At 73.8% G+C, this 21,576-nt stretch carries 9 protein-coding genes; 5 read left to right on the top strand and 4 right to left on the bottom strand.

Annotated features, from left to right (window positions below; genetic code table 11):
- Positions 1 to 4 precede the first annotated feature (4 nt).
- Positions 5 to 2,404: a DNA polymerase III subunit gamma/tau gene (dnaX, locus tag WMF12_RS01355; protein WP_437860300.1), complete on the bottom strand. Its 2,400-nt coding sequence runs from the start codon at positions 2,402 to 2,404 to the stop codon at positions 5 to 7.
- 390 nt (positions 2,405 to 2,794) lie between these two features.
- Here dnaX and WMF12_RS01350 point away from each other — a divergent pair, with 390 nt between their 5' ends.
- The 4 genes from WMF12_RS01350 (at position 2,795) to WMF12_RS01335 (ending at position 6,642) form a co-directional block, all read left to right on the top strand.
- The gene (locus tag WMF12_RS01350; protein WP_437531181.1) at positions 2,795 to 3,118 is read left to right on the top strand and encodes a YbaB/EbfC family nucleoid-associated protein; all 324 of its coding nucleotides are present in this window, start codon (positions 2,795 to 2,797) and stop codon (positions 3,116 to 3,118) included.
- A 98-nt stretch (positions 3,119 to 3,216) separates the two neighbouring features.
- Positions 3,217 to 3,831: a recombination mediator RecR gene (gene recR, locus WMF12_RS01345; protein ID WP_044967626.1), complete on the top strand. Its 615-nt coding sequence runs from the start codon at positions 3,217 to 3,219 to the stop codon at positions 3,829 to 3,831.
- A 96-nt stretch (positions 3,832 to 3,927) separates the two neighbouring features.
- Positions 3,928 to 4,314, top strand: coding sequence for a RidA family protein (locus WMF12_RS01340; protein ID WP_437860280.1), 387 nt, complete (start codon positions 3,928 to 3,930; stop codon positions 4,312 to 4,314).
- Positions 4,315 to 4,368: 54 nt separating this feature from the next.
- On the top strand, positions 4,369 to 6,642 hold the full coding sequence (locus tag WMF12_RS01335; RefSeq protein WP_437860270.1) for a hypothetical protein: 2,274 nt from the start codon (positions 4,369 to 4,371) through the stop codon (positions 6,640 to 6,642).
- A gap of 113 nt (positions 6,643 to 6,755) precedes the next feature.
- Here WMF12_RS01335 and WMF12_RS01330 read toward each other — a convergent pair whose 3' ends face one another.
- From WMF12_RS01330 to WMF12_RS01320, 3 genes are all read right to left on the bottom strand, one after another.
- Positions 6,756 to 7,589, bottom strand: coding sequence for a hypothetical protein (locus WMF12_RS01330; protein ID WP_437860260.1), 834 nt, complete (start codon positions 7,587 to 7,589; stop codon positions 6,756 to 6,758).
- 152 nt (positions 7,590 to 7,741) lie between these two features.
- Entirely contained in the window at positions 7,742 to 8,734 is a 993-nt protein-coding gene (locus WMF12_RS01325; RefSeq protein ID WP_437860247.1) for an aminotransferase class IV, read from the bottom strand.
- A 14-nt stretch (positions 8,735 to 8,748) separates the two neighbouring features.
- Positions 8,749 to 19,902, bottom strand: a complete 11,154-nt coding sequence (locus tag WMF12_RS01320) for a tetratricopeptide repeat protein (RefSeq protein ID WP_437860227.1) — start codon at positions 19,900 to 19,902, stop codon at positions 8,749 to 8,751.
- Positions 19,903 to 20,219: 317 nt separating this feature from the next.
- Here WMF12_RS01320 and WMF12_RS01315 point away from each other — a divergent pair, with 317 nt between their 5' ends.
- Positions 20,220 to 21,110: a 3-hydroxyacyl-CoA dehydrogenase family protein gene (locus tag WMF12_RS01315; RefSeq protein WP_437860222.1), complete on the top strand. Its 891-nt coding sequence runs from the start codon at positions 20,220 to 20,222 to the stop codon at positions 21,108 to 21,110.
- Positions 21,111 to 21,576: the final 466 nt, after the last annotated feature.

Raw genomic sequence — 21,576 nt, 5'->3', positions numbered from 1 at the left:
GCCCTCACCCCTCCGCGACGTCCTGAGCGAGCCGCACGTCCTTGAGCTCCGCGCCGAGCAGCTCGATCGCGGCCGTGACGAGCGGGTGGTCGGCCACGGCGCGCTTGGCGGCCTCGATGCGGGCCTTGCGCTCTGCGGTTTCGACCTGGGCGAGCGACGGGCCGGCGCTGCCGCGGGTGATCGTCTCGAAGACCAGCTCGGCGGGGGCGCCGAAGTGGGAGCCGAGGACGCGGGCGAGCAGGTCGCGGGACGCCGGCTCGGTGGCCTGGCCGGACAGGAACGAGTTCGCCTCGTAGCCGAGCGCGACGCGGGTCGGCGTGAGCTCCAGCACCGCCGCGTGCTCGAGGACGGAGGCGAGCGCTGGCCGTTGCACCCTGACCGCGGCGATCACCGCGCGCCAGGTGGCGAGGTCCTCGGCGCTCATCGATGGCGGCGGCGGCGCGCTCGACGCTGGCGCCGGGCTCGGCGCCGAGGGCGGCGCGCTCGACGCTGGCGCCGGGCCCTGCGCCGAGGGCGGCGCGCTCGACCTCGGCGCCGCGAACGGCGGCGCGCTCTGCGGAACGGAGTAGAGCGCGCCGCGCGGCGACGGTGGCGGAGCGCTGTCGGCGCGGTACGCGGGCGCGACCGCGCCGCTCGCGTACGGCGGCGCCTTCGCGAAGGCCGGCGCGGCGCCGCCGCTCGCGAAGCTGGTCGCGGCGCCGTGCACGCCCGGCGCGCCGTTCACGAAGGGGACAACGTTGGCAGCCGACGTGCCGCTCGCCGCGACACCGCCGTTCGCCGCCATGCCGCCGTGCGCTCTCGCCACCCCACTCCCGCCCGGCGCGCCATAGACGGCCGCCGCACCGTTCGCTCGCGCCACGCCGTTCGCCGCCGCGCCAGTCACCGCCACGCCGTTCGCCGCCGCGCCAGTCACCGCCACGCCGTTCGCCGCCGCGCCAGTCGGTCTCCCAGCCCCGCCCGCGCCCGCTGCGCCGCTCGCGAAGGCGACGCCGCTCGCCGGTGCGCCGGTGGCGGCCGCGCCGTTCGCTCTCGCCACGCCGTTCGCCGCCGGCGCGCCATTGAACGCCGCCGCGTCGTTCGCTCTCGCCGCGCCGGCTGCCGCCGCGCCGGAGGCGCGCGCGTCCTCGGGCGCAGCCTCGGCCGATGCCGCCCCGCGCCGGGGCGCCGCCGCTCCGCCGGACGGCGCGCCGGGCCGCTGCGGCCCGCGCTCCGGCGCGCCGCCACCGCCACCCCCGCCGCCGCCTCCGCCATTCAGGCGCCGCTCGAGATCGCCAAGGCGGCGCAGCAGCTCGTCGATCGGCAGGAGCGGCGGCCTCCGGGCGAGCCGGACGAGCGCCATCTCGAACGAGGCGCGCGGCTGGCCGCTCCGGGCGATGTCGTCGAACGCGCGCGAGAAGCCCTGGTGCAGCCGCGTGAGATCGTCCGCGTCCGCCCGCGCCGCGAGCGCGCGCGTGTCGGCGACCTCCTCGTCCGCGAGATCCAGGAGCGGCGCCGGATCCTCGCAGACCTTGGCCACCACGAGATCGCGCAGGTGCGCGAGGAAATCGCGGGCCACGTGGGGCAGATCGTACCCCTCCTGCGCGAGCTCGCCGACGATGCGCACGCACGCCGCAGGGTCGCCGTCCACGAGCGCACCCGCGAGCCGGTGCAGCACGACGCGGTCGGCGACGCCGAGCACCTTCGCCACCCCCTCGGCCGTGATGCGATCGCCGCTCGTCCCCACCCACGCGATCACCTGGTCGAGCAGGCTCATCGCGTCGCGCATGCTCCCCGCCGCCTCCCGCGCGAGCGCGCTGAGCGCCGGGTCGTCGGCGGGGATCTTCTCCTGATCGAGCACCCAGCGGAGCCGCGCCGCGATCGCCTGCGCCCCGATGAGCTTGAAGTCGTAGCGCTGGCACCGGCTCAGGATGGTGACCGGGACCTTGTGCACCTCCGTCGTCGCGAAGATGAACTTCACGTGCGGCGGCGGCTCCTCGAGCGTCTTCAAGAACGCGTTCCACGCCGCGTTCGAGAGCATGTGGACCTCGTCCACGATGAAGATCTTGAACCGGTCGCGCGCCGGCCGGTACGGCAGGCTCTCCTGGAGCTTGCGCACCTCGTCGACGCCGTTGTAGCTCGCGCCGTCGATCTCCTGGACGTCGACGTCCGCGCCGACCGTGATCTCGGCGCACGGCGCGCACGTCTGGCAGGGCGTCGCCGTCGGCCCGTGGACGCAGTTCAGCGCCTTCGCGAGGATGCGGGCGCTCGTCGTCTTGCCGACCCCGCGGACGCCCGTGAAGAGGAACGCGTGGGCGACGCGATCCCGCGCGATGGCGTTGGCGAGCGTCGTGGAGACGTGCTCCTGTCCGACGAGATCCTCGAAGGACTGCGGGCGCCATTTCCGCGCGAGGACGACGTAGCTCATACGCTGCTCGACTAGCACCTTCTCGCGGGCGCGTCGCCGCGGCTGTGGCCGGTACGGAAGTCGCCCTGCATTCCGGAGAGTTTGCCAGAATTGCCGCACAAAATGCACCCTGCCCGCACCGGGGCCGGAACCGGCCGGAATCGGCCGGAACCGCGCCACCGCACGCGCCAAGAAGCCCTGGAGAGCGCGCCAACGAGCCCCCTGAAGAGACGGAGGAGCCCGCCCGCGGCGGGCGGCCCCGGAGGGCGACGCCCGTGGTGCCGCGCGCTGCGTCGAACGGCCGCGCGCTGCGTCGGCGGGCCGCGCGTCCCGCGCCCCTCCTCGTCCCCGTCCCCCTCCCCTTCACGGTTGCGGCGCGGCGCGGTTCACGGCATAGACGCCGATCTGAATATGCAATTTCGCGGCGGAATGAACGAGCTGGTTCGCCAGGCGGCGCGCGTGCAGCGCAAGATCGACCAGGTGAAGGGCGAGCTGAAGGACCGCGAGGTGAGCGCGACCGCCGCCGGCGACAAGGTCACCGTCGTGGTCTCCTGCGAGGGCAAGGTGCGCCGGATCGAGGTCGATCCCGCCTTCCTCGCGAGCGAGGGCCTGGAGATGGCGCTCGACGCCATCGTGGCCGCATCGAACTCGGCGCTCGACGCGGCCGACAAGCTCGTCGAGACCGAGATCACCAAGGTGACCGGCGGCGTCAAGCTCCCCGGCATGCACACTTGACGGCGTTGCGTTCCCCGGCGTCGCTCCCCGGCTCCTCGAAGGTCCCGAACGGCGACCGGGGCGCGCCCGCGGCCGGCTTCCGGAGCGCGCCCGGCGGCCTGCCCGGTCGGCTGTCGCGGGTCGCCCAGCTGCTCGCGCGCCTGCCGGGCGTCGGCGAGAAGACGGCGCAGCGCTTCGCCCTCTTCCTCGTGACCGCCGGCGAGGACACCGCGCGCGACCTGGGGGGCGAGCTCGTCGAGCTCTGCGATCACATCAGGCCGTGCATCCGGTGCGGCCACATCGCCGAGCTCGACGACGGCGGCCGGGCGCTCTGCGCCATTTGCCTGGATACGCGGCGCGACGGCGCGCTCCTGTGCGTGGTCGCGCGCGTCCAGGACCTCCTGGCGATCGAGCGGAGCGGGGCGATGCGCGGGCGGTACTTCGTGCTCGGCCGGCTCCTCTCGCCGCTCGAGGGGGTCGGCGCCGAGGAGCTGCCGCTCGAGGCGCTCCGGGCGCGCGTGCGCGATCCCGAGCAGCCGGTGAGGGAGGTGCTGGTCGCCACCCCGCCTTCCGTCGACGGAGAGGCGACCGCGCTGCTGCTCGCGCGGGAGCTCGGCGCGATGGGGATCCAGGTCACGCGGATCGCCAGCGGCGTGCCGCACGGGGGAGATCTGGAGTTCGCCGACCAGGTGACGCTGGGGCGAGCCATCGAAGGCCGGAAGAGCTTCGGCTAGCAGGAAACGCGAGAATCGGCCCCAGCCCACGAAAGCGAGGGGCGGAGCGGGCGGGCGTTCTTCACGCCGAAGCGCTCACGAACTTCAGAGGTCGACATGTCCAGAATCGCCATCACATCCGATCAGGCCCCGCGCGCCATCGGCCCCTACTCGCAGGCCGTCAAGGCCGGAGACCTCGTGTTCTGCAGCGGCCAGATCCCGATCGATCCCGCGACGGGCGAGCTCGTCGCCGGGGGGATCGAGGAGCAGACGGCCCGGGTGATCAAGAACCTGACCGAGGTGCTGTCCGCGGCCGGCGCGAGCTGGAGCGACGTGGTGAAGACCACGATCTACCTGACGGACCTCGCGGATTTCACCATCGTCAACCAGGTGTACGGAGCAGCCGTCGGCGGCGTGCTGCCCGCACGGGCGACGGTGCAGGTGGCGGCGCTGCCCAAGGGCGCCGCCGTCGAGATCGAAGCTGTTGCCCATCTTTCGCGATAATCGGGGAGCCGCGGCCGCGGTCCCCATCTCCACTATGTCCCCGGGAGCCTCGACATGAGCACAAAGAACGAGAGCGAGAGCACGGAGCGGACCGCCAGCGCAGTTCCCGAATCTGCGCGCGAAGGCGCCCCCGATGCAGAGAGCGGAGACAAGCCGCGCGCGCGGAGGGTCGTCCGCTCGGCGAGCACGTCCGTCGGCGCGAGCGGCGCGAGCGGCGTGAAGCGGACCGACGAGCCCTCCGAGGGCGCGTCGGCGCAGCCCGCAGGCGAGGCGCCGCGTCCCTCGTCGAAGGCCGCCGCAAAGGAACCGCAGGGCTCGCTGCTGGACGTCATCGCGCCCCGCAAGCGGCCGGCGCTCGCAGACGCGCCGCCGCCGCCGACGACCGAGGACGCCGCGCCGCCGCCGGCCGCCGCGCCGCGGGTGGTGCGCGACTACCGCGCGCCCAGGCCCGAGCGGCCCGTTGTGGCCTCCGGCGGGCCGAGGCCCGACCGCGGGCCCAGGCCCGATCGCGGCCCGCGCCCTGACCGTGGACCGAGGCCCGACCGCGGGCCGCGCCCCGACCGCGGGCCCAGGCCCGACCGTGGACCCAGGCCCGAGCAGGGCCCTGGAGCGGCGCAGGTAGCAGGCGCAGAGCAGGGCGCGAGGCCCGACCGCGGGCCGCGCCCCGACCGCCCCTGGTCCGACCGCGGGCCCAGGCCCGATCGTGGGCCCAGGCCCGACCGTGGACCCAGGCCCGACCGCGGGCCGCGCCCCGAGCGCGGGCCCAGGCCCGACCGTGGCTTCTTGGCGCGGCCGGCAGCAGAAGGCGGGCGGCCGCAGGGCCCCGGGGGCGCCGAAGGACGAGCGCCCGCCGCGGCGAAGCAGCAGCAGAGCGACCGGATGGTGACCGTGGTCGGCCAGGGCGCGACCGCGACGGTCGTGACGGGCAAGAGCGCCCGGCAGCCGCAGGGCCCGGCCAAGCCGGCGCACCTCCTCTTCGCGCTGCCGGCGGCCAAGGCGAAGCCGGTCGCGACCGCGGACAAGCCGGCGCTCACGGCGCGCGAGGCGCTCGGCGCGCGCACCGCGAAGGCGCAGCAGGCCGCGGCCACCGCGAAGAGCAAGGCCGAGAGCGGCGCCCGCCCGGAAGGCAGCCCGAGCGCCGGGGCGGCGAAGGTCGACTTCGACGCCGAGGTGCTCGCGGCGGGCTGGGATCGGGCGCTCGAGGCGCTGAAGTCGGCGGGCGACGCCGCGCCGGCGCTCGTCGACGCCTGGCTCGGCGCCTCCAACGCGGAGGCGATCGCGGCGGCCGCCGAGTCGGAGGACGCCTCCGGCGCGGCGCGGAAGGCGGCGCGGCGCGCGCTCAACGTGATCAAGTCGCGCGGGGTGACGATCCCGACGCGCCCGCGCGTGGTGCGGCTCGCGGAGGAGCGCGCCGAGGTGGTCGAGGCGACGCTCATCCCGCCTGACTCGAGCGGGACCGAGGCCATCGCGATCACGAGCCGCGACACCAGCGGCCGCTACCGGATCGCCGAGGTGATCGTGCGCGACTCGGTCGGCGTGCTGCACGCCGGCGCGGGGTGGCTCAGCGGCTCGCAGATCAAGGAGGGACGCGCGCGCGCGTACGAGAACCTGGGCACGGCGCCCGTGCCGGTCTCCCTGGAGTGGGCGCGCCACCGGATCGCGGCCGCGAAGCGGCAGAACGCGGTGTCGGGGCAGGTCGTGCCGCTCGGGCTCGAGGGGTGTCGCGATCTCATCGAGCCCGCGCCGGACGCCGAGCCGAGGCACCCGGTGGCGGACCTCGAAGAGAGCCTGACGGACGAGCTGGCGACGGCGCAGATCGCTGGCTCCGCCGCGCTGCACGAGGAGCCCGAGTTCCGGCACTGGCTGCCCTCGCGGCCGGCGCTCGACGAGCTCCTGCAGAAGGTCGGCCAGCGGCTCGGGGCCGCCGGGATGCGCGATCCCGGGCTGGTGAACACGGCCCTGCGGGAGGAGATCGACCTCGCGACCGACCGCTTCTTCTCGCCCGAGGTGCGCGGGCAGCTGGCGACGCGGATGCGAAGCAGCGCCGTGTCGCTGCGGGCGCGCAAGGGCGACGCGGCGGCCACCACCGCCCTCGCCGTCGCGCGCGCCATCAAGGAGGCCGGGCTGATCACCTCGCCGCCGCGGGAGATCCCCTTCCTGGCGGCCTTCTTCCAGAAGGCGCTCGGCGTGCTGGCGCAGCAGGGCGGCGGGCAGCTGCGGATCCCGGTCCCGGCCGGTGCCGTCCCCCCCGCGAGGGACGCCGCGGCGGGCGGCGAGGAGCCCGCCGAGGGCTCCGGCCCCGAAGCCCAGCCGTCGACCGGCGGCTGATCGGGAGCGCCGGCCTCGCCGGCGCGCCGGCGACGCGAAGCCGGTGACCCAAGGACCAGGAGGCGAGCCCGGGGCGACCCGGCGCTCGCCTCTCGGCTTTTGTCCTGGTGGAGCTACTTCACCGCGATGGTGATGTCGCCGTTCTCGGTGAACAGCTCGAGCAGGCCGCCGTCGCCGTCCCCCATCGTGTACGACGTCGCGCTGCCCTCGCCGGCGGTGGCCCACGTCGAGGGGATGCCCTGCTCCACGACGTCGCCGTTGAGCGTGTGCGCGGTCATCGTCCCGTCCACCCCGGCCGGCACCGCGAGCTCGATCGCGCCGTTGCCGGAGCTGATCGCGCCATCGGAGGCGCTCCACGCGTCAAGGTCGACGAAGACATGGCCGTTGTCGGTGGCCACGTCGATCGCGCCGCGCGCGCCGACCACGTCGATGCTGCCGTTGTCGCTCACCACGGTGGTGCCGCGGGACGGGGCGCCATCCAGGTTGATCTCGACGCCGCCGTTGTCCTGCTCGACGCGGAGCCCGCCGTCGAACGCGGCGGGCAGGACGACCTGGATGTCGGCGCCCAGCCCTCCCCACCCGCCCGAGACGCGCCGCGTCGAGATCACGACATCGCCGTCGATGATCGCGGCGAGCTTGAGGTCGTTCTCGATCTCCTCCACCGCGACCTCCCGCTCGTCCTTCTTGCGCATCGTGAACGGGGAGAAGCTGACCTCGACCTCGCTCACGTCCCCGGTGACGACCTCGACGTCCCCGTTCTCGCTCACGATGCGGACGCTCTGGGTTGGTAGGTATTCGACCCGAGCGCGCTCCTTGGTGCCCTCGTAACGCACGAGGGTCTCGGCGGTGATGGAGTTGTCGTCGATGCTCAGGGCACACCCAGCCGTCGCTGCAGCGGACACGGAGCACACCAGGAAGCAGGCGATTCGAAGCGAGCGATTCATCATGGATTCCTCTCGGGCAGATTGTACGGCGGGCAAAGTGCGAGCCCCATCCGACCCGCGCAGGGAACGTGCCGACCAGTTCCTTGGACGCGCGCTCCGAGCGGCACGTCATGGATCGCAAGATTTCGACGCTGTCGAGCCGGGCCGCAGCGGGCTCAGGGCGTCTCCCACGGGAGGGGCATCGCACCAGCGCCCACCCTCCTGCGGAAAGCCGCATGCAGTGCCCGGGTCTTCGGGCCGGGGACACCCGCGCCGATCGTGTGGGCGTCCACGCGAACGACCGGGACGATCTCCCGGAGGCTCGAGGTGATGAACACCTCCTCGGCGGCGAGGAGCCGGGCCATCGTGACCGGCTCGCAGCACACCGGCATGCCGAGCTCGCCCGCGACGTGCATCACGTGGGCCCGGGTGATGCCGACGAGGATCCCTGCCTCCTTGGGCGGCGTGATGAGCAGGTGCCCCGGGTCCTCCGCGCCCTCGTGCGCCGCGGGCCGCCGCTCGACAAGGAAGACGTTGGACGTCGTGCCCTCGACGACATGACCTGACGGGTCGAGGATCAGCGCCTCGTGCGCCCCCGCGGCCCGCGCCTCGCGCAGGGCGAGCAGGCTCTCGAGGTAGTTCGAGACCTTGGCGCCGGGCGCCGCGTCGCCGGCCCGCTGGGTGCGGATCGTGATGACCGACATCCCCTCGCGGTAGAGCCCGCCAGGCAGCGACTTCAGCGGCTCGACGAGGATGACGCGGAGGGGCGCGCCCGCGAGCGAGGGATCGAGCCCGAGCGGGCCGCTGCCGCGCGTCAGCATCACGCGGATGGTGCTCTCGAGCGGCGCGGCCGAGCCCGCGGCGGACGCCGAGCCCTGAGCGCCCGCCGAGCCCGCCGTGGCCCCGGCGCTCCCGGCCGCCGTCGCTGCCCGGAGCAGCGCGACGACCTCGCGGCCGAGCTCGTCGCGCGGGATCGGCAGGGCGATCGCGATCCGCTCGGCCGAGCGCTCGAGGCGGGCGAGGTGCTCTTCCAGAGCGAACGGCTCGCCGCCGTAGGTGCGGATGGTCTCGAAGACGCTATCGCCGTAGAGGAAGCCGCGGTCGTAGACCGAGACCCTGGCCTCCTCCGGCCGGTGGATGACACCATCGATGCTGACTAGCCGCGTCACGCGGCGAGATTACGTCACTTCTTGAGCTGCGCCAGGAGCTCCTTCGCCGGGGCGAAGTCCCGCTCGTTGTCGAGCGCGCGCTCCAGCATCTGGATCGCCTTCTTGTCGTCGTTCTGACGGTGGCTGATCACGCCGAGGTAATAGAAGACCTCGCCCTTGCTGATCGGCGCGCCCTCGTCGAGCTTCTGGAGGAGCAGGGCGCGGAAGGTCTTCTGCGCGCGATCGATGTGCGCCGCCTTCGCCGCGTCGTCGCCCGACTCCGACAGATCGAGCGCCAGCACGCCGAGGTCGCGGAGGATGGCGATCGAGCCCGGGTCGATCTTGAAGGCGATGTCGAGCTCGGCGAGCGCCCGCTCCCGCTGCCCCTCGGCCAGGTAGGCCTTGGCGAGGCGGTGGTGGATCGCGGCGAGATCCTTCGAGCGGCGGCCGCCGTAGGACTCGACGATCTGCTGGAGCGCCTCGGCGGCCTTCTGGCCGCGGCCCGAGGCGCTGTACGCGTCGCACAGCGCGAGCAGGAGCTCGCGGTCGCCCGGCACGAGCTCGGTGGCCTTGACCAGGAGGTCCGCCGCGCGGCCGGGATCGTTCCGCTTCGCCAGGTGGATGCCGGCCGCCTTGCGGTAGAGCGCCACCTTCTCGGCCGGCTGCGTGGCCGCCTCGGCGTCGCCGGTGATGAGATCGGCGAGCTCGGTGAAGGCCTGCTGCTTCTCGTAGAGGGCGAGGAGCTGCTTCCTGATCTCCTGCGCCGACCCGTCCGCCGCGAGCCCCCGCTCGAGCACGCGCCGGACCGCGCCCTCGTCGCCGAGGGACCGGTGCAGATCCGCGAGCCGGAGCGCCGTGCCCACCGCCTCCGCGGCGCGGGCGTCCTCGAGGATCACCTCGAGCCGCTGCGCCGCCTCGGCCTTCTCCCCGCGCTGCTCGTGCAGGCGCGCCAGCGCGAGGAGCGCGCCGTGGTGGCGCGGCTCGCGCTCGAGGACCGCGCGGTAGGTCTCGATCGCCCGCGCCGTGTCGTTCAGCCGCGCCTCGTAGACCTCGCCGAGGCGAACGCTGTACGAGAGCTCCGCCGCGACGTCGCCGCGGTCCTTCGCGCGCTCGATCTGCGTGACGAACAGGTCCGACAGCTCCTGATCGCGGCCGGTCTTCTCGAGCAGCTGGGCGAGCAGGACCGTCGCCTTCTCGTTGTCGGGCTGCTCGTCGAGGACCGCGCGCAGGTGCTCGGTCGCCTCGCTCACCGCGTCGAGCCGCGAGAGGCAGATCTCCGCGCTCTCGAGGCGCAGCGCCGAGCGGGCCTCGGGCGACTCGGCCAGGTCGGTGAGCCGCTCGAGCAGCGCGAGCAGCTCCTTGTGCTTGCCGGCCTTCGCGTAGAGCTCGCGCAGCGCCGTCGCGGCGCGCGCGTCGCCCGGATCCGCCTCGAAGAGCGTCTCGTAGAGCTCGATCGCCGCCGCGTCGTCGCCGAGCCGCTCGCGCGCGACCGCCGCGGCGGCGTGCCGCGCGTCGCGGATGCGCTCGGCCTCGGCGTAGAGCTCGGACTGGCGCACGAGCAGCCGGAAGACCTCCTTGTGGTCGCCCGCCTCCTCCCGCACCTTCGTGAGCTCGGCGAGCGCCCAGGTGTCGCCCTCGTCCGCGGCGATCATCTCGCGCAGGATCGCCTCGACGAGCTCCCGGTCGCCCAGCGCGCGCTCGGCGAGCTCCTTCGCCTCGCGGCGAAGCTCGCCCGCGCTCCCTTCCATGCCGTCGAGGGCGGCGATCCGGCGCAGCGTGCCGATGAGGTCGCGCTCGCGCCCCGGCGCCCGCTGCAGCTCCTCGATCGACCGCAGGATGTGCTCGCTCGTGGGATCGTGCGTGAGCGCCGCCTCGTACGCCGCCTCGGCGGCCTTGGCGTCGCCCACCTTGTTCTTCTGCCACTCGGCGATGCGCATCCAGAGGTCGCGCGCCGTGTCGCCGTCGAGCTCGGTCCCGGCCCGCACCGCCCGCTCCAGGGCGGAGGCGGCGCTCGCCCAGCCGCCCGTCAGCGGGGCCAGGCGCTCGATCTCGCCGAGCACGTCCGGGTCCGACGGGTCGTCGGCGAGCGCCTTCTCGAGGGTCTCCAGCGCCGCCCTCGGGTCGTTCGAGCGCACCTCGAGCACCTTCGCCAGGTCGAGGCGCATGCGGATCCGCTCCGCGCCGCCCGGCGCGAAGCGGATGCGCTTCTCGTAGAGGCGCGCCAGCGCGGCGTTGTCGCCCCGCGTCCGGTAGACGCCCTCGAGCGCCTCGGCCGCCTCGTCGAAGAGCGCCGGGTCCTCGGTGAGCGCCTCGATCGCGCCGCTCGCCCGCTCGTGATCGACCGCGCGATCGAGCGCCTGCCGCAGGGTGTTCAGGCCCTGCGGCTTGTCGCCGAACGACCCGATCTGGATCACCGCGAGCCGGTAGAAGAGATCCGCCTGATCGCGATCGCCGGGCGTGACCGCGACGCGGCGCTCGAGCACGTCCGCGAGCGACCGCTCGTCGGCGAGGCGGCCGTAGAGCCGGTCCAGCGCCTCGAGGAGCTCCGGCGTGTCGCCGGCGTGCTCGACGGCCTTCGCGTAGGCCTGGGCGCTGCGCCGGTCGTCGCCGAGCTTCTCCTCGGCGATGCGGCCGATCCGCAGGAACAGGTCCTTCGCGATCGTCGCGTCGAACGTCGCCGCGGCCCGCTGCGCGAGCGCGTCGCAGTAGCGGCCGAAGCCGTCCGTGCGCTCCGCGAGCCGCTCGATCTCGCCGTGCAGCGACGCGTCGTCCGGCGCGTCCTCCAGCGCCCGGAGCAGCGCCTGCTCCGCCTCGAGCGGGCGCCCGAGCTGCACGTCCTGCACGAGGGCGATCGCCCGGAGGGTCGCGGCCCGGTCGGTCGGCTCGGTCTGCGCGCGCAGGCGCAGCTCGAGCGCGGCGGCGAGCTCCTCGTGGCGGCCGGCCGCGCGGAGGACGGGCTCGAGCACCTCGGCGGCGTCGAGCCGCAGCTCCTCCCGGCCCTCGCCGATGGCGCGGACCGCCTGGATCGCGTGGTCGTTCACCGCGTCCTCGTCGAGGACGAGCCGGTACTGCTCGATCGCGTCGCTCGGGCTCTCCAGCTCCCCCGCGTAGAGGTCCCCGATCGCCGTCCGCAGCTTGATGCGCGCGTCCCTGTCCGCGGCCGCGCTCGCCTGGAGCATCAGGTTCGACAGGAGCTCGTCCCACATCCGCTCGGCCCGGTAGAGCCGCTCCAGCGCGGACAGCACCGCCGGATCGCCCTGCTTCGCCTCGAGCGCCGCGTTGAGCGCCGCGATCGCGTCGCGCGGGCTCGAGAGATCCCGCTCGTAGCGCTCGGCGGCGCGCACGTTGAGGTCGTAGCGCAGCTCCTCCTCGTCGGGGCCCGCGAGCTCGACGCGCCGGCCGTAGAGCTCGACGAGGCGGCTCGCGGCGCCGCGCGGCTCGTGCAGCTCGATGAGGGCGTCGATCGTCATCGCGCTCTCGGGATCGAGCTCGAGCGCCCGCTCGTACGCCTGGATTGCGCCCTCCGTGTCCTCGAGCATCTCGAGCTTGGTCTCGGCGATGCGCCGGCAGATCGAGGCGTTCTCCTCGTCCGACGCCATCTCGCTCTTCTTCTCGAGGACGGAGATGAGCGTGTCCCAGTCGCTGAGCAGCACGGCCAGGGTGTCCATCTGCTCGAGCGGCTCGGGATCGCTCGGGTCGAGCGCGGACAGCCGCGCATAGGCGCGGAGCGCCCGGCGCGGGTCGTCGATGCGCGTGTCGTAGACCTTGGCCAGCGACGAGAGCAGCTCGCGCTTCGTGAGCTCGTCCGACGTGGTGGTCACCCCCGCCTCGAGGCTGTCCGCGAGCTCCTCCCAGGCGCCGAGCTGCTCGGCGAGCCGCTCGAGCTCGCCGCGCGTCTCGCCGTCGTCCGGATCGAGGCCGAACGCCGTCCGGGTCGCGTCGAAGGCGCGCAGCTCGTCGTTGCCGCGCGTCTCCCAGAGCTTCGCCGTCTCCCGGAGCACCGCGACCTTCTCGCGCGCGTCCGAGGCGAGGCCGAACCGCTCGTCGTTCAGCCGGACGAGCTGCCGCCAGTCGTCCGCCCCCTCGTAGAGCGGCCCGAGGATCTCGACGACCCGCGCCTTGTGCTGCGGGTCCTGGATGAGCGCCTCGAGCGCCCGGATCGCCTCGGCGTGCGAGGGCACCTCGCCGACGATCGCCTCGAGCTGATCGATCGCGCCCGAGGTGTCCTCGAGCCGCGTGCGCAGCAGCGCCGCGAGCGCGAGCCGGTAGGGCGCCGCCCGCTCGCCGTTCGGGGCCGCCTCGGCCCGGCGCAGGTAGAGGTCGGCGAGGTCGCGCGGCCGGTCGAGCTCGCGGTAGAGCTCCGTCAGCGCGTCGAGCGCCCGGGCGTCGTTCTCGTCGACGTCGAGCGCCGCGCGGTACGTCTCGATCGCGAGCGCGGGCTCGCGGAGCTCCGTCCGCTCCAGGCGCGCGATCGTGTGGAGGGCGTCGAGCCGGTCCTCGTCCTTCCGGTAGTCGAGCGCCGCGCGGTAGAGCTGGATGCGCTCCGCGTGGCGCCCTTCCTTGACGAGCAGCCCGTCGATCGCGTCGAACAGCTCGCGCGAGTCCGGCTCGAACTCGTGCGCGCGCCGGTACCACCGCAGCGCGTCGGCCACGTCGCCGAGCTGGGCGTAGAGCTCGCCGGTGCGCCGGCTGAGCTTCGCGCTCGACGCGTCGTCCGAGGTGAGCTCCCCGAGCTCCGCCGCGTAGATCTCCGCGAGCCGCCGCTCCGCGCTCGCCACCTTCGCGAGCCGCTCGAGCTCCGCCCAGACCCCCTCGTCGGTGAGGTCCTCGTGGAGGAGCTTCGCCACCGTCTCGAGCGCCGCGCGGTAATCCTCGAGCTGCTCCTCGTGCAGCGTCGCGAGCCGCTGCAGCAGATCGCGGCGCTCGACCGGGTCCTGGCTCGCGGCGAGGCGCGCGTCGAGCGCGATCTTCACCCGGTTCCAGTCCGCCCGGCGCAGGTACACCGGCTCGAGCATCTCCCCGGCGCGCGCCCGGTGCTCCGCCTCGGCCGAGCCCTCGAGGATCGCCTCGAGCAGCGAGACCGCGCCCTCGTGCGCCGGATCGATGAGCAGCGCCTCGGAGAGCTCGTCGAACGCGCGCTGCAGGTCCTCGGTGTGCCGGTGCGCGACGAGCGCGATCTTGACGTGCAGCTCGGCGAGGTCGCCGGCGCGCACGTCGAGCTGCCGCTCGTAGAGCCGGATGAGGTCCTGGAAGCGCCCCGCCTCGCGGTAGAGGCCGTCCAGCGCCGCAATCGCGTCCGGGTGGAGCGCGATGTCGAGGATCGTCTCGTAGGTCGCGATCGCGCCGGCCTGGTCCCCGAGCGGGCCCCGCTCGAGCTCGGCGATCCGGAAGAGCAGCCCCGTCTTCTCCTCGTCGGTCTCGGCGTGCTCGACCCGGAGCTTCAGGATCTCGAGCAGCCGCCCGGCGTCGCGCGCCTCGCCGTAGAGCTCCTCCAGCGCGATCATCGCCCGCCGGTCGTCCCCGCGGGCCTCGAGCGCCTTCTTGTACTGCTCGACCGCGAGCTCGCGGTCGTCGAGCTTGTGCCGCGCGAGCTCGCCGACCCGCAGCCGCACGTTCTGCTGCACGTCGCCGTCGAGGATGTCCGGCGCGATGCGCTGGAACAGCTCGCACACCTCGGACCAGCGCCCCGTGGCCTCGCCGAGCCGCTCGACCGTGGCGATCCAGGTCGTCACCTCGGGCTCGCCCGCCGCCTCCCGCACGCCGCGGAGCGCGTAGCCGAACGCCCGCGACGTGTCGCCGAGCGGGCCCTCCGCGGTGCGGAGCGACTTCTGCAGGGTGGCGAGCCGCTCGCTCGGGAGATCCGAGGTCTCGACCTTGATCTCCAGGACCCGGAGCAGGCGCTCGGCGTCGCCGTCCGCCTCGTAGAGCGGCTCGAGCGTCTCGGCGGCGTCGCGCCGCGCGTCCTCCCGCTCGAGCATCGCCTCGAGCGCCGCGCGGCAGCGCGCGTTCGACGGGTCGAGCGAGAGCGCCTGGCGGTACGCCTCGAGCGCCCCCGTCGCGTCGGCCTGGTGCAGCCGCCGCACGTCGCCGAGCCGCGCCAGCAGATCGAGCCGGGCGGGCGTCTCCACCGCGAGGGACAGGTCCACCTCCAGCGTCTCGGCGAGGTCGACCCAGCGCTCGTCGAGCTCGTAGAGCTCCTCGAGGGCCGCGAGCGTCGGGCGCTCCGGGCCGAACTCGTCGAGCACCGCGCGCCACGCGTTGATCGCCTCGGGCACGTCGGCGAGCTTCTGCGCGAGCGTCTCGGCCGCCTTGGTCATCGCGCGCCGCCGCTCCTCCGGCTCCGTCGTCGACTGCTCCCGCGCCCGGAGCACGGAGACGAGCTCCCGCCACTGCGACGTCCGCTCGTAGAGCCGCTCGAGCGCCGCGAGCGCCGCCACGTCGGCGCCGTCGTCGCCGAGCCGCGCCTGCCAGGCCTCGATCGCCTTGGCCGGATCGTCCAGCACCGTCTCGTGCAGCGTCCCGATGCGCTCGTAGAGCGACCGCCGCGTCTCGACGTTCTCCTCGAGGCGCACCTCGATCGCGAGCACGCCCGCGAGCGCCTGGTGCTGCTCCTTCGCGGCGTAGATGCGTCCGAGCGCCTGCGCCGCCGGGATCACCAGCGTCGGATCGGTCGGATCGATGGCGAGCACGCGCCGGTAGACCTTCTCTGCCCGGTCGGCGTCGCCGAGGAGGTCCTCGCAGATCCTCGCGACTTCCATCAGGATTTCGCCGCGGATGGTCGCCGTCCCGCACGCGTCCGCCGCCGCCGTGAGCACCTCGGCGACCTGCTCGTGCTCGCCGAGGCGCCGGCCGATCTCGATGAGCCGCTCGCGCGCCGCGAGGTCCTCCGGCTCGAGCGGCAGGAGCTCCGACAGGCTGGCGAACGCGCCCGCGTCGTCCCTGAGCCGCTCGTCCTGGAGCACGCTGACCCGGCGGAGCAGCTCGCGCCGCTCCGACTCGGTCTCGGCGCCCTGGCGCCGGATCTCGAGGACCCGCACGAGCTGCCGGATTTCGTCCCGCGCCTCGTACACCGCCTCGAGCACGCGCGCCGCGCGGAGCCGGAGCGCCCCGATGTCGAGCAGCCGCTCGACGAGCTCGCGCGCCTTCGGGTCGTTCTGGCGGATCCGCAGCACGTCCTCGAGGTGCCCGAGCGACCCATCGGGCTCGTGCAGCCGGTCGAGGTAGATGCTGCCGAGCGACAGCTTGATCTCGACGCTCTCGGCCTCGGTCGCCGTCTTCAGGCGCTGCTCGAGGAGCGCCGCGAGGTCGCGGAAGCGGCCCTCGCGCTCGTAGAGCTTCTCCAGCGAGTCGAGCGCCGCCGTGTAGAACGGATCGAGCTCGAGGATGCGCTCGTAGTAGCCGATCGCCTTGGCGGCATCGCCGATGATCTCCTCGGCGATGAGCGCCACCTCGTTGAGCAGCTCGATGCGCTCGCTCTGGTCCGTCGTGCCCTTCGCGGCGCGGTCGTAGAGCTCCTCGAGCTCGCCCCACCGCTCGGCCGCCGTCAGGATCTGCTTCAGCCGCTCGAACGCGCGGTGGTTGTTCGGATCGAGGCTCAGCACCCGCTCCAGGTAGGGCTTCGCGCCCTCCGGGTCGCCGAGCTGCTCGTCGTGGAGGCTCGCCGCGCGCTCGCAGAGCTCGACCTCCACGGAGCTGCCGAGCACCTTGTCGCCCTCGGTGCGGCCCGCGACGAGGTGCACGCGGTACGCCTCCGCGAGGTCGGTCGGGCGGCCGGCGCGCCGCGACAGCTCGGCGGCGCGATCCCAGAGCTCGATGTCGTCCGAGAACTCGTGCAGCGCCCGGAGGAGCGCGTCGAACGCCGTCCCGGCCGCGTGCAGCTTCGTCTCCTCGACGCTCGCGAGCGTGACGTAGAGCTCCCGCCGCCGCGCCGGATCCCGCTCCGACTCGAGGATGACCCGGAGCGCCATGGCCTCGCGCCGGTGGTTGCCCGTCTCGGCGTACTCGACGGCGAGCACCTTGGCCGCGCGCACGCGCGTCTCCGGGCGCTCGACGAGCCGCGAGAGGACGGCGATCGCGTCCGGGTCGTGCGCCGACAGATCGAGCGCGCGCACCGCCGCCTCGAACGCGTCCGCGGGCCGATCCAGCCGGTCCAGGTAGAGCGTCGCGAGCTCGATCTCGCGGCGCGCCCGCTCGTCGCCCTCGCTGACGTCGCGGTGCGTGGCCACGATCACGGACGCCGCCTCGTACTCGCCCGCGGCGTTCAGGAGGCGCGAGAGCACCCGCAGCGCGTTGATGCGCCCGGGCGTCAGCGCGATGACCTTGCGCAGGAGCTCGATCGCCTTCGCCGGGTCGCCGAAGACCTCCTCCTCGAGCGTCGCCCACTCCTCGAGGATCTCGGCGCGGTCCTCGCCCCCGACCTGGCTCGCCCTGAGCTCGAACAGCCACCGCAGATCGGCCTGCCGCTCGTTCGCGCGGAGGAGCGCGTCGAGCGCCCGCACCGTGTCGTCGTCGGACGGATCGTCCTCGACGAGGCCGCGGTAGACGATCACCGCCTCGTCGAGCTTGCCCATCTCGCGCGCGTACACCTCGGCGAGCTTCAGCCGCAGCGTGCGCTGCACGTCGGTCTCGAGGTCCTCCGCCGTCCGGAGCCGGCCCTCGACCGCCTCGACGAACGGCCCCCACGAGCCCGCCGCCCGCGACCAGGCCTCGAGCAGATCGAGCCCCTCGTCGTCCGGCTTCAGCTCGTAGGCGCGGCGCGCGTAGCCGAGCGCGCCCGGCTTGTCCGAGAGCGGCCCGCCCGTCACCGCCGCGAGCTTGCGCAGCATGCCGACCTGCGCCTCGGCGTCGTCCGTCGCGTCGAGGAGGATCTCGTAGAGCGCCGGCAGCCGGGCCCACTTCTCCTCCTCCTCGTAGATCGGCACGAGCGCCGCCGCGGCGCGCGCGTCCTTCGGCGAGACGCTGAGCACGCGCTCGTACGAGCGCGCCGCGCGCTCGGGCGCCTTGAGCTGCTCCTCGAAGATCCGGGCCGCGCGGAAGGAGATGTCGAGCTTCGTGGCCGGATCGGTCGCCTTGTCCGCCGCGCCCGAGAGGAAGTCGACGAGGCCCTCCCAGTCGTTCTGCGAGGCGTAGAGCTCCTCGAGCCCGTCCCAGTCGCCCGCGGCGAAGTACGCGTCGCGCAGGACGCGGAGCGCGCGCGCGTGCCCCGGCGAGAGCGTGAGCACGCGCCGCCACGTCCGCGCCGCCTGGGCCGGATCCTTGAGGCGCTCGGCGTACACGGCCCCGAGCTTCTGCAGCGAGACGAGCCGCGCCGCGTCGTCGGGCGCGAGGTCGACGCGGCGCTCGAGCACCTCGGCGACCGTGGCGAAGTCCTTCTCGCGCTCGGCCTGCTTCTCCAGCGCGTCGAGCACCCCGGGGGCGCTCGGGTCGAGCTCGAGGATCCGCTTCTGCAGCGCGATCGCGTCCGCGCCGCGGTCGAGCCGCTCGGCCGCGAGCTTGGCCATCTCGCCGAGGAGCTCGATCTTCGCGGCGCCCTCGGCGCCCTCGAGCTTGCGCTCGTAGAGCGAGTAGAGCTGCGGCCAGGCGCGCCGCTTCAGGTACAGCTCGCGGAGCTTCTGCTGCGCCTCCTCGTCGATCGGCTCGACCGTGAGCAGCGCCTCGTACGCCGCGATGGCGTTCTGGACGTTGGAGAACTGGTCGAACCAGCGCCGCGCCACCGCGCGGTAGAGCCCCGCCTTCTCGGCGGGGCTCTCGGTCAGCTCGGCGAGGCGCTGCTGGTACGAGAGCAGGTCGCGCCAGCGCCCGAGCGACTCGTAGATGCGGGTCAGCTCCCGCACGGCGTCGACGTCCTTGTCGTCGAGCTGGACGATCTGGGTGAGGACCGTGACGAGGGCCGCGTCGTTCTTGGCGCGATCGCGGTAGATCGCGGCGATCTCGCGGAGCACAGCGACCCTGCCGGCGACGTCGTCGGCGGGCGTGCGCTCCAGGTCCTGCCGGTGGAGCTCGACGAGGGCGTTGTACCCCTCGGTCTGCAGGTAGAGGCGCTTCAGGGCGTCGCGCGCCTGGCGGTTCTCCGGGTCGGTCCGGAGCACGGACTTGTACTGCTCGATCGCCTTGGCGGCGTTCTCCTGCGACTCGGCGAGCCGCGCGAGCTCCGTGGCGATGGCGCGCTTCTCGGGGCCGTCGGGCACGGCGCGCTGCGCGTCCGTGAGGATCGTCGTGAGCCGCGGCTTGTCGCCGCGCTGATCGAGCACCTCGCGGTAGAAGTTGAGCATCCCGGCGTGCGCGGGGTCGGCGCGGCGCACGCGGTCGAAATAGGGCTCGGCCGCCTGGGGCTGGCCGCGCATGCGCCAGTGGACCATGGCGATCTGCACGAGCATGCCGAGCTCCTCGCCGGGCTTCACGCCGCCGCTGCGGAGCTGGTCCTCGTAGAGGGCGACGAGGCGATCCCAGTCGCCCGCGGCGGAGTAGGCCTCGGTCAGGAACGAGAGCGCCTCGGGCTGGCCGGGCGAGAGGTCGAGCAGCTCCTCGTACGCCGCGACGGTGCGGGTCGGATCGCTCAGGCGGGCCTTGACGGTGCGCGCCGCGCGGACGGCCGCCGCGATGCGGTCCTCCTTGAGCTGGGCCTCGCCCTTGACGAGCGACTGGACGCGGACGACGGCGTCCCAGTCCCCCGCGGAGGAGAAGGCGATCTCGGCGAGGTTGGCCGCGCGGAGGTTCTTCGGGTCGAGCATGAGGGCGAGCTCGATGAGCTCGGCCACCCTGGCGCCGAGCTCGGCGCGGCCGTAGCGGTAGCCGATGTCGGCCGCGCTCGTGTAGAGCGCGCTCTTGAAGGCGCCGTCGGTCGCGCCCTCGGCCTCGGCCACGTACCGGTCCACGAGGTCGCGCCACCGCTCGCGCTTCGAGGCGTCGGTCTCGAGCGCCTCGGCCGCGGCGTCGTCGTCGGGGCGCAGCTCGAGCAGCCGCTTGTACGCGGCCGCCGCGCGGTCGACGTCGATGAGCTCCTCGTGGTAGACGCGGGCGAGCTCGGCCTGCATCGCGGGCTCGACGGCGCTGCCTGCGGCGAGGGCGATCTCCAGCTCGAGGAGGCGGGCCACGGCCTGCCATTCCTTCCGCTGCTCGTGCCGCCCGCGCGCCGCGCCGAGCAGGCGCTCGACGTCCCCGGGGCCCGCGCCGTTGTTCGGAGCGGTCACGGCCTCCGCGAGCTCGTTCCAGGCTGCCTCGTTTTCGGGCTCATCCTGCAGACGCCCAAGGGCCATCCGAATCGTCTCAACGCTCATCGTATCTCCGCGGACCTCGCGAATTCGGTCCGGTCCGTTCACGGGCCGGGCGAAGATAGCCGGGCGGACGACACGGTTTCAAGGTTCCTCGCCCCCGCGGGCCTGGAAGGTCGGGCGAAGCTTTCGCGCGCTTCTGCTTCTGTGGCGCGTGGACGTCCGAGCGGGCGGGCCGTCGGGCCGCGGGCGAGGGCGGTTCACCGCGCTCTCGGCTTCGGCTATCAACCGCGGCCATGGAAGCTACGACGATCAAGCGCTTCGGGGTGATCGGCGCGGGCCAGATGGGGCGAGGCATCGCCCAGGTCGCCGCGGCCGCGGGCCTCGAGGTGGTCCTGTGCGACGTCTCGAGGGCGCTGGCGGAGTCGGGCAAGGCCCAGATCGCCGCCGTTCTCGCGAAGCAGGTGGAGAAGGGCAAGCTGGCCGCGGAGGCCCGGGAGGCGCTCCTCGGCCGCGTCGCGGTGGCCGACGGGATGGCGGGCCTGGCCGGGGTCGACCTGGCCGTGGAGGCGGTGACCGAGAGCTTCGAGGTGAAGAGCGGGATCTTCAAGCTCGCCGACGCGGCGCTGCCGAAGGGCGCGATCCTGGCGTCGAACACGTCGTCGATCTCGATCACGCGGCTCGGGGCGGTGACCGGCCGGCCTGAGCTGGTCATCGGGATGCACTTCATGAACCCGGTGCCGCTGATGAAGCTTGTCGAGCTCGTCCGTGGGGTCCAGACGTCGGACGCGACGTACGAGGCCGTCCGGGCGCTCTCGGTGGGGCTCGGCAAGACGGTGATCACCTCGAAGGACCAGCCCGGGTTCATCGTGAACCGGATGCTGATCCCCTTCCTCAACGAGGCGTGCTTCGCGCTCCAGGAGGGGCTGTCCACGCCGGAGGACATCGACGCAGGGGCGCGGCTCGGGCTGAACCACCCGATGGGGCCGCTCGAGCTCGCGGACCTGATCGGGCTCGACACGGTGCTGTCGATCGCGGAGGTGCTGCACCGGGAGTTCGGGGACTCGAAGTACCGGGCGGCCACGTTGCTCCGGAACCTGGTGGCTGCGGGGTGGTACGGGAAGAAGAGCGGGCGGGGGTTCTACGTGTACGACGAGAAGGGGCAGAAGAGCGGACGGGCGGTGTAGGCGGCTGCCACGGAGCCAGGGAGGGAGGGGGTGCCGCGCGGGGGGCCGGCGGGGGCCCCTCCCACGAACTCGCGCCTTTTGGGGGGCTATGGCCGGCTGAACGGCAGGGCCGATCCGGGAGGGCGTCGCACGGAGCAGGCCGGCGCTCGGGTTCGTGGGGCCCTACCCCGCCGGCCCCCCGCGCGGCACCCCCTCCCTCCCTGGCTCTCTCCAGGGGGATGATGACGGGGGAACGACGACGGTAGCCGCGCGAGGCGAACACGGGTGTGCGGCTCGGAGGACGGGCGGTCTGCCCGGCTGCCCACGATTGCACGCGGGCTCGCGGCAGGACCGTCATGTCGCGCGCACCCGCACTCAAGCGGTGAGTTCGGATCATCGAGCGAAGGGCCGTGTCCCGGAACAGGCGCGCGACTCCTCCGGAAATCGCTCGCCTGGAAATCGCTCGCTCGTCGGCTCGGCAACGGCC

Origin of the sequence: Sorangium sp. So ce363 (assembly GCF_051520435.1) — a bacterium.
Classification (GTDB): Bacteria; Myxococcota_A; Polyangia; order Polyangiales; family Polyangiaceae; genus Sorangium; species Sorangium cellulosum_B.
The sequence above is the reverse complement of the archived record's forward strand: the minus strand, read 5'-3'. Positions and strand labels throughout refer to the sequence as shown.